Source organism: Acinetobacter sp. 25-47-122, assembly GCF_056779695.1.
The window spans coordinates 165,649-178,181 of record NZ_JBWYIJ010000005.1 but is presented as its reverse complement, the minus strand read 5'-3'; the positions used below and the strand labels follow the sequence as shown (position 1 = coordinate 178,181).

At 39.4% G+C, this 12,533-nt stretch carries 11 protein-coding genes; 1 reads left to right on the top strand and 10 read right to left on the bottom strand.

Annotated features, from left to right (window positions below; all coding sequences use genetic code 11):
* Positions 1 to 4: 4 nt before the first annotated feature.
* From AC1M9P_RS06545 to AC1M9P_RS06535, 3 genes are all read right to left on the bottom strand, one after another.
* A complete protein-coding gene (locus tag AC1M9P_RS06545) occupies positions 5 to 499 on the bottom strand; it encodes a flavin reductase (protein ID WP_180027880.1) in 495 nt (164 codons plus the stop codon).
* Between the two features lie 96 nt (positions 500 to 595).
* Positions 596 to 1,639 carry a methionine synthase gene (locus tag AC1M9P_RS06540; RefSeq protein ID WP_481587084.1) on the bottom strand — a complete coding sequence of 348 codons (1,044 nt, stop codon included), beginning with the start codon at positions 1,637 to 1,639 and terminating at the stop codon, positions 596 to 598.
* A 50-nt stretch (positions 1,640 to 1,689) separates the two neighbouring features.
* Positions 1,690 to 2,673, bottom strand: coding sequence for a putative oxygenase MesX (locus tag AC1M9P_RS06535; protein WP_481587083.1), 984 nt, complete (start codon positions 2,671 to 2,673; stop codon positions 1,690 to 1,692).
* A 336-nt stretch (positions 2,674 to 3,009) separates the two neighbouring features.
* Between AC1M9P_RS06535 and AC1M9P_RS06530 the strand changes: the two genes are divergently transcribed.
* A complete protein-coding gene (locus AC1M9P_RS06530) occupies positions 3,010 to 3,678 on the top strand; it encodes an epoxyqueuosine reductase QueH (RefSeq protein ID WP_092766431.1) in 669 nt (222 codons plus the stop codon).
* Between the two features lie 54 nt (positions 3,679 to 3,732).
* Here the strand turns inward: AC1M9P_RS06530 and AC1M9P_RS06525 are convergent, their stop codons facing one another.
* The 7 genes from AC1M9P_RS06525 to AC1M9P_RS06495 all read right to left on the bottom strand — a co-directional run bounded on the left by AC1M9P_RS06525 (position 3,733) and on the right by AC1M9P_RS06495 (position 11,612).
* Positions 3,733 to 4,236 (bottom strand): GNAT family N-acetyltransferase, encoded by a 504-nt coding sequence (locus tag AC1M9P_RS06525; RefSeq protein ID WP_481587082.1) that lies wholly within the window; start codon positions 4,234 to 4,236, stop codon positions 3,733 to 3,735.
* A 1-nt stretch (position 4,237) separates the two neighbouring features.
* Positions 4,238 to 5,002: an ABC transporter ATP-binding protein gene (locus AC1M9P_RS06520; protein ID WP_481587081.1), complete on the bottom strand. Its 765-nt coding sequence runs from the start codon at positions 5,000 to 5,002 to the stop codon at positions 4,238 to 4,240.
* Positions 4,999 to 6,015, bottom strand: a complete 1,017-nt coding sequence (locus AC1M9P_RS06515) for a FecCD family ABC transporter permease (protein ID WP_481587080.1) — start codon at positions 6,013 to 6,015, stop codon at positions 4,999 to 5,001. The genes AC1M9P_RS06520 and AC1M9P_RS06515 overlap by 4 nt, the downstream gene beginning before the upstream one ends.
* On the bottom strand, positions 6,012 to 7,028 hold the full coding sequence (locus AC1M9P_RS06510) for an ABC transporter substrate-binding protein (RefSeq protein WP_481587079.1): 1,017 nt from the start codon (positions 7,026 to 7,028) through the stop codon (positions 6,012 to 6,014). Before AC1M9P_RS06510 ends, AC1M9P_RS06515 begins: the two co-directional genes overlap by 4 nt.
* Positions 7,028 to 9,121: a TonB-dependent receptor gene (locus AC1M9P_RS06505; protein WP_481587078.1), complete on the bottom strand. Its 2,094-nt coding sequence runs from the start codon at positions 9,119 to 9,121 to the stop codon at positions 7,028 to 7,030. Before AC1M9P_RS06505 ends, AC1M9P_RS06510 begins: the two co-directional genes overlap by 1 nt.
* Before the next feature lie 214 nt (positions 9,122 to 9,335).
* A complete protein-coding gene (locus tag AC1M9P_RS06500) occupies positions 9,336 to 10,016 on the bottom strand; it encodes a GntR family transcriptional regulator (protein ID WP_035267952.1) in 681 nt (226 codons plus the stop codon).
* 207 nt (positions 10,017 to 10,223) lie between these two features.
* Complete coding sequence (locus AC1M9P_RS06495; protein ID WP_481587077.1) at positions 10,224 to 11,612, bottom strand: methylenetetrahydrofolate reductase C-terminal domain-containing protein; 1,389 nt, start codon at positions 11,610 to 11,612, stop codon at positions 10,224 to 10,226.
* Positions 11,613 to 12,533: the final 921 nt, after the last annotated feature.

The window sequence follows — 12,533 nt, the reverse complement described above, 5'->3', positions numbered from 1 at the left end:
TGAGTTAAGCGTGTTCCAACTGACCCACTTGATGATAAGCACGGTTAAAGTACACCAAACTTTCTTCTTGATTACTTTGCTTTACTGCAGTCACCCGGCATAAAAAAATACTATGTGTACCGACTTGTTGAATATTCTCAATCTCGCAATCAAAACTGACTAAAGCATCTTCTAAAATCGGCGACCCAGTTTTTAAATCAATCCAATCACCTAGTCTGAAGCGATCTTCTGAGCTGAGTTTGCTTGAAGCAAAAGCATTCGAAAGCTGTTCATGCTGAGTACTCAGTACGTTTACAGCTAAGATTTTATTTTCAACAAAATGTACATGTGAACGAGAGGACTGATTCATACAGACTAATAGTGTTGGCGGAGTATCTGTGACACTACATACCGCAGATGCAGTAAAGCCATGCATCCCTGCTTCGCCTGTGGTTGTAATCACATTTACCGCAGTTGTAAGTAAAGACATTGCATTTCTAAAGTCTGTTGCTTCAATCATCTCTTTCATCTCAAATATACATATGACGTGTCGTACATTAGACAGAACAAATGATCTTGCGACGATTTGCCCTGATTAATACAAGACTACGTTTGATTAAGCTTCTAGCTCTTTACGGACAATGGCAGCTCCAGCACTTAAAGCCTCAAGCTTGCCACGTGCCACTTGACGAGAGAGCGGCGTCATACCACAGTTCGTTGATGGATAAAGCTTATCCGCGTCCACAAATTGCAAAGCTTTACGCAGGGTATTCGCGACTTCTACTGCGGTTTCAACTTGATTAGTTGCCACATCAATTGCACCGACCATGACTTTCTTACCACGAATCAATTCAATCAAATCCATTGGCACACGTGAGTTTTGGCATTCAAGCGAAATAATATCGAGCTTAGATTGTTGTAGCTTCGGAAATGACTCTTCGTATTGGCGCCATTCATTACCCAAAGTTTGTTTCCAATCGGTATTGGCTTTAATACCGTAACCGTAGCAAATATGAACCGCAGTTTCACATTTTAAACCTTCAAGTGCACGCTCTAGGGTTGGTACCCCCCAATCATTTACTTCATCGAAGAATACGTTAAACGCCGGTTCATCGAATTGGATAATATCCACGCCTGCTGCTTCAAGCTCTAAAGCTTCTTGGTTTAAAATTTTGGCAAATTCCCAAGCCAATTTTTCACGGCTCTTGTAGTGACCATCAAATAAAGTATCAATCATGGTCATTGGACCAGGCAACGCCCATTTAATTGGCTGATTGGTTTGGCTACGCAAGAATTTCGCATCGTCTACAAATACTGCTTGTTTACGAGAAACTTCGCCCACAACAGAAGGTACACTTGCATCATAACGATTACGAATACGCATGGTTTCACGCTTTTCGAAATCCACACCTTCAAGATGCTCAATAAATGTAGTGACGAAGTGCTGACGGGTTTGTTCACCATCACTCACGATATCAATACCAGCAGTGACTTGCTCATGTAATGATAATTTCAATGCATCACGTTTTGCCTCAAGAAGCTCTTCCCCTTCGAGTTTCCATGCAGACCATAGTTTTTCAGGCTCAGCTAACCAAGATGGTTTCGGTGAACTACCCGCAGTTGAAGTTGGGAGTAATAATTTCGGTGGTGTAAGTGCCATGTCTAATCTTCTTTCTCTAAATTCGTGAATCTGTATATCAATTGGATGTTTTAAGCAGCTGTTTCGACTTCGAAATTTTCAGCCCATTTATTTAAAATGTCTTGATAAGGCTTAATGAAATTTTCTTCTGTCCATTTACCTTGTTTGACTGCTAACTCAGCACGTTCTACACGGTCATAAACAATACGAGTTAGTGAGTAGTCGCCATAGCTTAAGCTTGGTTTATATTCCACGCCTGCAGGAGAATTGGTGTTGTAGATTTCAGGTCGATAGATGCGTTGGAAACTTTCCATGGTCGCAATCGCACTGATCAATTCAAAATCAGTGTAATCACGAAGTAAATCTCCAGCGAAATAGAATGCGAGTGGTGCGTTACCACCTTCAGGTTTGAAATAACGTACACGTAAGCCCATTTTGGCAAAATATTCATCGGTACGTGAATATTCATCATTTTTGTATTCCACACCTAAAATAGGATGTACATTGGATGTACGATAATAGGTTTTAGAGGTTGAAACACTTAAGCAAATTACCGGTTCTTTGTTGAATTCTGCTTTAAATACTGCTGAATTCACCAGATGTTTATACAATTTGCCATGTAGATTACCAAAATCTTCAGGTTTTTCACCCACGCCACAACCCAACTGAGGCAATACCACACTGAAGTCATAATCACGCACATAAGATGAGAAGCTATTGCCAATCATACCTTCAATACGTTCACCTGTTTGGTGGTCAATCACCACACTTTTCAGTGTTTCAATAAATGGGAAAGTTTGTCCATTGCCTTCGATATCAATTTCTGCAGAAATGATGTCGATCTCAAGTGAATAGCGATCACCTTTAGGATTATCGACAGTCGCCAAGCTATTAAAACGGTTGTTGATCATCGCAAGTGTACGGCGCAGATTTTCCTGACGACTTTCACCACGAGCCAAATTAGCAAAGTTTGTAGTCAAACGTGTACTTTCTGCTGGCGTATAGTTTTCATCAAAACGGATACGTTTAATTGAACACTCAAATGCTGTACTCATGGAGATTGCCACCTAAAATTTTATAAAAAACTAAATTTCTGAATGGCTGTATTTAAACGTGAATAATAAAGTGAGTAAAACGATATAAATTCAACTTAAGATGAGAATCCCTCATGTTAAAGCATATTCGCTATTTCAAAGCGATTTAGAATAGATGAGCTAACTTATCCATGCAGTTAATGAGTAGATCACTGGTATACGGATGCGATTCCGTTCACTCAAATGGTGCTCAAGTGAATTTATCTCAACCTAACCTTAGAAAATATCAGCTTATTAGAGGTTTAATTATCAACTCAATCTTTAAAATATAGGGTTTAAATTTAAACCTATATAACCATGTCAAACAAACTTGAACGTCAAAAACTGTCTCTCCCAGCAGGTCACGACAAACTTCTACTTCATTCCTGCTGTGCACCATGCTCGGGTGAAGTGATGGAAACCCTGATTGAATCAGGCATCAACTTTTCGATCTTTTTTTATAACCCCAATATTCATCCTGTCAAAGAATATGAAATTCGTAAAGAAGAAAATATTCGCTTTGCCGAAAAACATAACATTCCTTTTATCGACTGTGATTACGATACAGACAATTGGTTTGCACGCGCCAAAGGTATGGAAAATGAACCTGAAAAAGGCATTCGTTGTACTATGTGTTTTGACATGCGTTTTGAACGTACAGCTTTATATGCAGCTGAAAATGGCTTCAGTCTAATAAGTAGTTCGCTTGGTATTTCCCGTTGGAAAGATATGAAGCAAATCAACGACTGTGGTCATCGTTCAGCTTCACATTATGAAGGGATAACTTATTGGGATTACAACTGGCGTAAGAATGGTGGTGCTGTGCGTATGCTCGAAATCAGCAAAAAAGAGGAGTTTTACCAACAGGAATATTGTGGTTGCGTCTATTCCTTACGTGATACTAATCGTTGGCGTATGAGCCAAGGGCGTGATCGCATCAAAATAGGTGTGAAATTCTATTCAAATGCTCTGGATGATCTAGACTGATTACTTCAGTATTTAGCTATAATCTATATAAATAATTAAGCTTATGGCTAAATTTCAAAATTGTTGATCAGATTTTATAGTTTTTAACATATGAATGGTATTGTAAGTTTTTAACCACTCACGTTTAATCACTTCGAAACCTTGTAAACGCCAAAATTGCTCCGCTGCAGGTAAAAAGGGATGTGTATGCAAATACAAGGTTTCTATGCCGTGTTGCTCGGCATGTGTAAATAATAACTGACACAGTTGCGTGGCAATGCCTTGTCGACGATATTCAGGCAGTACAAAAAGTTTGACCACCTCAACAGCACCTTCAGCAATATCCAAATCAAAACGTCCGTCATAGGCACGGTAAGCAAGCGTTGCAATAATTTTGGCTTGATTTTTGACCACGATAAAACAGCCTAAAGGACTGTCCACATAGTACTGCTCAAACTGGGCAATATCTTTTGGAATACAAGCACCATACAGTTCTGGAAATAAAAGCTGCCGTGAATCTAAAGCAAATTGAATGACAGATTGATCAGCGGATTGCAGTGTTTCATAGGATAAATTCATTTTACAACCAAGAATGATCAGGGATAACAATGGTCTTGTCTTGAATCATGGCTTCATGAAACTCCACATCGTAGACGCTTTTTAAAAATTTCGGATCGGTGAGACGCGCTTTTGAATCAGGGCGAATCACTTCATGTTCACGCATAAAGAACAAATGATCGGCAAATAAAAATGCCAAATTCGGGTCATGCATAATGGCGATCACAGTAAAATTCTGCCGTGACAATTGACGCAGTTTTTTCATCAAATAAGATTGATAATAGACATCCAAATGATTGGTCGGCTCATCTAATAAAATCACTTTTGGTGCTTGCACCAAAATACGGGCAATCATCACCAATTGACGCTCTCCGCCTGACAGCTCGGTATAAGGGCGTTCTTTTAAATGTTCGATATCGAGATCAATTAAAGCCTGATCGACCATATCCCAATCTTGTTTAGATGGACGAAATCGACTAAATGCAGCCCGACCTGTAATCACCACATCTTTAACTAAAAATGGGAAAACCGTTTTATGGAACTGCGGTAAAAATCCAAGTAGCGCGGCCCTTTCTTTACCTTTTATGTTTTCTAAAGCTCGACCTGCATAAAGTACTTGCCCATCTGTGGTCTGTTCTAAACCTGCCATCAGTTTAAATAGGGTAGATTTGCCACAACCATTGCGACCTAAAATCACCGAGAACTGATGGGCTGGAAATTCAAGCTGAATATTTTTTAACACGTGTTTATGCCCATAGGCATAGTTCAACTGTTCAATATGAATCATGCCCAAGCCGTCCTTTGTGTTTTGATTAATAATAAGAAAAATGGCGCACCGAGGAGCATGGTGAAAATGCCGATTGGAATTTCAAAGCTCAGTAAAACTCGTGAAAAATTATCAATCAGCAGTAAAAAACTACCGCCTAGAATCATGTTGGCAGGAATACTGTAGCGGTGGTCAGGGCCGACCAGCATGCGCACAATATGCGGCATAAATAGTCCGTATAGACTGATAATGCCTGCGGCAGCTACTGAAGTGGAGGTGCATAGCGTCACCAATACAATCAGTATGAGTTGCTCCCACTTCGGATTCACCCCCACAGCTTGTGCTTCATCAGCTCCCAATGCCATCAGATTCAAGCGCCAACGCATGGCGTATAAGCCCATTAAAGCCACCGTAATCGGCACAACCGCATATTGGACTTTCTGCCACGATGCCTGATGTAAATTCCCCATGGTCCACTGCACGATCGCTTGTAATTTAAAAGGATCACTTAAATATTGAATAATGGTCAGTCCTGCTAAAAACAGACCTGAAACAATCATGCCGGATAAAATCACCATCACCAATGAAGTTTGGCTTTCATGCTTTTGCTGGGCAAACACATAGGTTAATGCCACTGCACATACGCCAAAAATAAACGCCGATAAATTGGGCGATAACCAACTCAAAGATAATGCTAAAGCCGCACCAAAGGCGGCACCTGAAGAAATCCCTAGCACATAGGAATCCACTAAGGGGTTGCGGAATAAAGCTTGCAATCCATTGCCGGCTGTTGCCAAAGCAGCACCGACCATAAAGGTCAATAAGATGCGTGGTAGGCGAATATTGAAGACAATATTTTGCATCAAGCTAAATTGTTGCGCATCAAAATACGCTGTACCCAACATCCACTGGATAAACCACAGTGCATAATCCCCTGCGCTTAATGTTTGACTCGGTCCTAGCAACAGCGACATAAAAATCAGTAGAATCGGCAATGGATAAAACCAGGTGTATTTCAATTTTGCCTTATTCATGACATCAACTCCTTGGCAATTTTCTGACCATAGAGTTTCTCTAAAATTTTGAGTTGCAAGGCTTCAACTGCTAAGTCTGAGGTGTCAGGGTAAATGTGATGATGCAGATAAATAGCAGTCACAAGAATTTTGATGGTATGTGGGTTATAGATAAATGCAGGGCTGAGATTAAACACTTTCTGTTGTTGTACTGCTTTTAGACCTTGCAATTCTTTACGCTGATAAATCAGGTTTGGGTCGGTATTCCACAGTACAATATTGTCAGGATTCCACTCAATCAACGTTTCTGGATTGACATTCGGTTGATTGGTCTCCGTTTTAACGACGTTGTAAGCCCCTGCCAATTCAATAAAATCATTGGTAATCGATTTACGGCCTGAGGTTGAATAAATTCGTCCACCTGACCATGCGTAATATATTGATTGCTTATATTTTTGCTTTGAGGTTTTGAGTGCCACTTCAGCCAGAAGCACATCTGAAAAATCCAGAATTTCTTTAGCCCGTTGCTCAGCACCTGTAAGCTGTGCAATTTCATACAGCTCTTCTTTCACCTGATCGTAAGTGCCTGATTCCATCACATAGACTGCAATACCAAATTGTCGAAGCAATTGAATGGTTTGTGTTTGCCCACTACCTAAAATCACCAAATCTGGCTTTAATAGCATTAAGCTTTCAATGTTGGTGGCATTTGAGCCTTGTGAAGGTGTAGCGAGTTGCTTATTGGCAATACGTGGATCCATTTTGGAATAAGCATTAAATAACAAGGTCTGTAAATAGACCTCAGCAGGAATCCCCACGACCTTTGCACCCTGCCCCAACATATATAGCCCGTCTAAACCTGATTCAAACAAGGACACAATACGCTGTGCTGGCTGAGCTAGGCAGACTTCGGTCTCTGAGCTATCAACCACACAGTGCGATGTTGGGCTTTGTATTTTTGCTGATATCGGTTGCTCTGTTGCCGTACAACCCAACAGTACACAGCTCAGTAAAAGGACAATAAATCTTTGCATTAGTATTGCCACTGTACCGATAACGCTGCTTTGATCGGCTCACCGGGTTGAATCCATACATGGCTATAACTGGATAGATAATATTCCTCGTTTAACAGATTATGAATATTCAGTTGATAGCGTAAATTTGGATTTGCTTGGTAATAAGCCCCAAGGTTCAATACGGTATAGGCAGGTAAGCTGAAACCATTAGCCGTATTGGTTGGGCTGTCTCCACTCCGTTGCCCGACATAATTGAGGTTGAAATTTAGACCTGCTGCATGTTGCGTATTTTGCCAAAGGTCATAACTTGCCATGACATGTGCACTATGTTTGGGTACGTTGCTCAGTGCTGAGCCTGCAGGTAACACATCATCTTTGCTGACTTTGGCATCCATATAGGCGTAGCCTGCTGACACCATCATCTGGTCATTGATACGATGGTTGAAGTCAATTTCGAGCCCTTTGCTTTTCACTTCACCAACCGCAGCTTCATAGTTTGGATCAATGGCATCCGTCATCAGGACATTTTTTTTGCTCATATCAAACAAGGCGATGCTAAGCATACTGTGATCTTGCCATTGGTATTTCGCGCCGATTTCATAGCTTTTCGCTGTTTCAGGTGCAAACGTCTCCCCTGTACGACCCATGCCATTATTCATGGAAAATGCTTCACCATAATTGCTATATACAGACAGTGCTGGTGTAGGACGGTAATTAAGGCCTATGCGTGGGCTAAACTTTTGTGCTGTACTCTGATCCTTGAACTGCGTGCGATGGTTGATGAAGCGCTGTTCGACACGATCGAATCGACCTCCGAATAACACATTCCATTGGTCATTAAAAAAGACCTGATCTTGTACATTCACAGCCATGTACTGCTGACGTTCATCCGAATCGGTATGTAAAGGCATCTCGGAACTAAATTGCCCATAAACGGGATGGTAAATGTTGATCCAATTGGGCTGAGCAGCCGAGTGATTGAGACGCAATTGACGTTGCATAAAGTCTAAACGTCCTGTTTCTGCACCGAGTACCCATTCATGCTGCACATGACCGAGTTGCAGTTGACCAAGTAATTCACCTTGTAGCAGAATATCCTCAGTCTGATAATCACGATGACGACGCTGACGCTCTAATGTTTCAAGGTCGGCCTGTAATTTGCGTGGTTCTGTTGAATAGCCAACCATCTGCGCATCTTTATAACTGATCGCAGCATTCATCTGCCATGCGTCATTGAACTGATGCTTTAATCGAACTTGATAGAGATTGTCTTTGACGCGCATATCATCATCAGAAGGCTCACCGGTAAAGGTCTTTGGATCCATCAATAACTGGTTATTTACAGCCGTGATACCACGGTCAAATGTGCCTAAATGCTGGGTAAATTCAGTGTCTAAATCCACTTGGGTATTTTCAGATAATTTCCACGAGAATTGCGGTGCGACAAATAAACGTTGGCTACTGACATGATCACGGAACGACTGATTATCCTCAATGGCAAAGGCCATTCGATACGCCAACGCATCGCTGATTGGCGCGGTCTGCTCTAGACTTAAACGATATTCATCTTGTGTTGTTCCACGAAGATTAAGCACTGTTTCAGGCGTCCATTGTGGTTTTTTTGTGGTGACATTCAATGCCCCACCGACCTCACCACGTCCATACAGTGCGGCACTGGGACCTTTTAAAAAATCCAGTGATTCAATATTCACCATATCTCGCGGTGCAGAAATGCCACGATTGACACTTAGCCCATTACGAATGGCATTCACCCCCATATTGGGATTGCCTTGGAATCCCCGGAATGAATAATTATCCCAAAAGCCCCCACCATAATTATTTTGATGCAATACCCCACTCACGATGCTAAGGGCTTGATCCATGCGCTGAATATCTTGCTGCTGAATGACATCTTGCGACAGATGACTTTTATTGAAAGGGATATCCAATAGATCATGCTGAAACTTGCTTAAAGCTTGAGATTGCTGTGTAGATTCTGAGGCTAAAGCTGTGCTGACATAAATCGTATCTAAGGTTTTGACCTGATCTGTTGCAATCACCTGATCATTTATACCAACCAAACTCATTAAAAAAACTACACGCGATTTCAAAAAAACTATCCTCATCTATACGCACAATATTGATGCATTTACAAATAGTGATTTCAAATTGGTGCACTATTCATAAAATTAATGCACTAAAACTAAGCGCAAGTTGTTCTAGCATCGCTGGATTAGTTTTGTGTACATTCTTGTATACAAGATATGGATTAGAAGCAAAAAAAATGCCAATTTTTGAAAATTGGCATTTTTTTAATAAATTATCCTAAACAGTTGAAAATATTTTAAGGGTAATTTTCTTCACGTCCTCAATACTATGTAAGACATGATGTTCTGCTAAATGGATCGCCCCATCAGCATCACGAGCTAAAATACATCTAAGTATTGCAGCATGATCTTGATAAGCATGCTGGATATCGAATTCACGCATGGCGCCTAGACTGAGCACAATTCGGATTTTTTCACTGATTTCATGATGAATCTTGGCGATTTGACGATTTCCTGCAGCTCTAACCAAGGCACAATGAAAATCTTCACTTTGCAGCACCAATGCTTGGGTGTTCTGGTTATAGTCCTGTTCGTCTACAAGCCATAATCGCTTTAAATTCTGTAATTCTTCAGATTGCTCATGATCCATTACGCATAAACGTTTAACAGCCTCTTTTTCCAAGATCATACGTAAATCAAAGAGCTCCTGATAAAAGGTAAAATCTAAAGGCTTAATTTCCCAACCACTGCGGAAATGCACATTCACATAGCCTTCTTGTTCAAGTCGATACAGTGCTTGCCGTGTTGGGGTACGGCTAACCTCATACTTTTCAGAAAGGTCCGTTTCAGTAAAACGTTGTCCAGGTTTGAGCTTAAAGCTAAAAATATCATCCTTTATTTGTTGATAAATCACATTAGCTAAATTGCCAGTGCCTGACTTAATGGGCGTTATGCTCATCCTTAATTCTCGTTTTACATCTATGTAATAAATAAATTATAGAGTCATCATGAGAATTTAAGAATCAGTAAATATTGATATATAGGAAAATAGATTAAATTTTGGCTTTTAGATTTATAGGATAATTTAATTTAAGCCCCTATATAACGCTAATTAATAATTGCATTTCAATACTATAAATCAACCCATACAAGAAATTGAAAAGACTTAAACTTTTCCCAAAAACCAATTTTTCCAAGAACTGGTTCCACGAACTTCAATGGGTACGGTTGCAATCAGGGTATCTTTTAAAACGTCAGTATGTCGTACGGCTTTGGCTAATCGGGCTTTTACAGAGTGAATGCATTCACGATCTCCAAACTCACATCGATCTAATGTGGTGCCACCGCAAGGACCATTTGCAAGTCCTTTAGGACATGTTTCAGGGCAAATATATAAAGTATCAGCCAATCTACATTGACCGCAATTTTCACAGCCCACAACCATATGTTTAGACGTAAATTCGGTTTTTAACAAAGTTTTTGATGCTAGCTCGTTATTCCAAAAGGACGCTTTAAAAATAAACTTACCTATACCTTTAGAGATTTTGGACTCAAAAAGGGCTTTATGCATGACATGCAAATGATGATATTTAATCAGCTGACCTAATGTCGGTTGACGTGCATCATAAGTTAATTCTGGAACAAACTCATTTCCAGTCTTAATCTGCCAAAGAGATTTCCAGCGTGCTTCTAGTTCCTCTAAATCATCATGTTGATATTGCTCAATATAATTTTGAAGAATCTTCTGTTCTTCTGACTTCTCGCATGCTGAAAGATGAACACCATTGAAACCTAAAAGCTTACACATCAATATTTGTATGGCACACCGCTTATACGCATTTTCAGCCAATCCATTCTGTTTTTCCTGAGCCAACACTCTCAACATATAAGGTGTAATCACAATACCAGCGACTTTATTTTTGACTATAAAATTGGCCCGTGCCAAGCTCAGTGGCATAACGCAAGCCAGTATTTTTTGTTTGTAATGGTAATGTTTTAGAAAAGACTTTATCTCTTTTAAGGCATCCATGTCATACCCTAATTGGGTAATAATAAAATCTGCGCCGGCTTTAACTTTTTTATGTAATTTTAAATATTGAGCATAATGCTCAGCCTCAGTATATTTAAAGGGATTAAATGCAACACCTATATTAAAGCCACCATAATTCTTTGCGGACATCACTGCATTAATCGATTCTAGATATCGGGTACGTTCAAATTGATCATCCCCATAACTATGCTCTTTAAGCTTATCACCAGTGATCAAAAGTAAATTTCTAATCTGAGCTGAACTAGCCTGATGAAGAAATAACTCAAAATCCTTAATATCACGACCTTTCCCTGAAAAATGCAAAACTTTATCGATTGATTTTGGATAATCCTGACTTGCTTCAAGGGGTGCCATATCGTGATCCGATTGGACACGATCGGCAATGGCTACAAAGGCTGGAAAGCCCGCTATATTATGCGTTATCTGTTGGCTTTTGGTTGAGGTTAAATACTCTACTAAAATACAGAATTTTTGAAGTTCTAAGTGTTGAAAAAAATTAAGCATGTGTCTTGATTGACCGATTTTTTTAGACTGCAATCATTGTCTAAATCCAAATGAATAGAATTCATGCACTTATTCAAAGATTAACAGAATTTATTAAATTAGATGTAACCCATTTCCAAGTTATCTATTAAATTTAAATAGCTTGGGAAAAATCGGCTTTTGAACAAGATTGTAGAACAATCATTAAAATCGATTAAATCAGGATATTCTATCTTTGAACTCTTTATTCCCTAAAGGTCATTATAAATAATTGATGATTTAAGCTGTTACCATTTGCTTACCAAAATTTAAAAAATAAAAAACCACTTACGATTAATGCGCGTAAGTGGTCGTTTTATTTGGTGGGCCCAGACGGATAACAACTAACACCTACCCTATTGTTTTTATTATACTAATTAATTTCAAAAAATTATGGGATACAAGTTAGGATACACAGTTTAATTGTTCATAATTTAATCGCTTAAATTTATTTTTACCAACAAACTCCCCCTTTGATAAACTCTGAGCCATAGTTAGACTGAATAACTAATTCAGTGTTAACTCACATTAAATGCTATAAACCCACTTGTGATTTCAGTAGTGATTATCAACATGTCGTAAATATGATATGCCTTGACCAAATACCCAATCAGAATTTTCATCAGTGAGTTCAATGAGATGTTCGCCAATTAATGCATGTCATCACAAAGTTTAACCTGATAATAACAACCAGGTTAAACTAATTCCAAATGAAGAGCAAGCTACGAGCATTTACCACATGCAGGGTAACGCTTGTTGAGCCATCTAACGTCGGTAAGATAGCTTCCCACTTTTTTGATATTGCTTCCCAAATAATCTCTTCATTTAATTACTCTCCAGCATAGATTATTTAGTATTGTATTTTCAGCTAATAATTCTCTGAGTCGAACCATTAAAATGAAG

Excerpts from the sequence above, each read along its gene's own strand:
- AC1M9P_RS06545 (WP_180027880.1), bottom strand. The coding sequence starts at position 499 with ATGATTGAAGCAACAGACTTTAGAAATGCAATGTCTTTACTTACAACT.
- AC1M9P_RS06540 (WP_481587084.1), bottom strand. The coding sequence starts at position 1,639 with ATGGCACTTACACCACCGAAATTATTACTCCCAACTTCAACTGCGGGT.
- AC1M9P_RS06535 (WP_481587083.1), bottom strand. The coding sequence starts at position 2,673 with ATGAGTACAGCATTTGAGTGTTCAATTAAACGTATCCGTTTTGATGAA.
- AC1M9P_RS06530 (WP_092766431.1), top strand. The coding sequence starts at position 3,010 with ATGTCAAACAAACTTGAACGTCAAAAACTGTCTCTCCCAGCAGGTCAC.
- AC1M9P_RS06525 (WP_481587082.1), bottom strand. The coding sequence starts at position 4,236 with ATGAATTTATCCTATGAAACACTGCAATCCGCTGATCAATCTGTCATT.
- AC1M9P_RS06520 (WP_481587081.1), bottom strand. The coding sequence starts at position 5,002 with ATGATTCATATTGAACAGTTGAACTATGCCTATGGGCATAAACACGTG.
- AC1M9P_RS06515 (WP_481587080.1), bottom strand. The coding sequence starts at position 6,015 with ATGAATAAGGCAAAATTGAAATACACCTGGTTTTATCCATTGCCGATT.
- AC1M9P_RS06510 (WP_481587079.1), bottom strand. The coding sequence starts at position 7,028 with ATGCAAAGATTTATTGTCCTTTTACTGAGCTGTGTACTGTTGGGTTGT.
- AC1M9P_RS06500 (WP_035267952.1), bottom strand. The coding sequence starts at position 10,016 with ATGAGCATAACGCCCATTAAGTCAGGCACTGGCAATTTAGCTAATGTG.
- AC1M9P_RS06495 (WP_481587077.1), bottom strand. The coding sequence starts at position 11,612 with ATGCTTAATTTTTTTCAACACTTAGAACTTCAAAAATTCTGTATTTTA.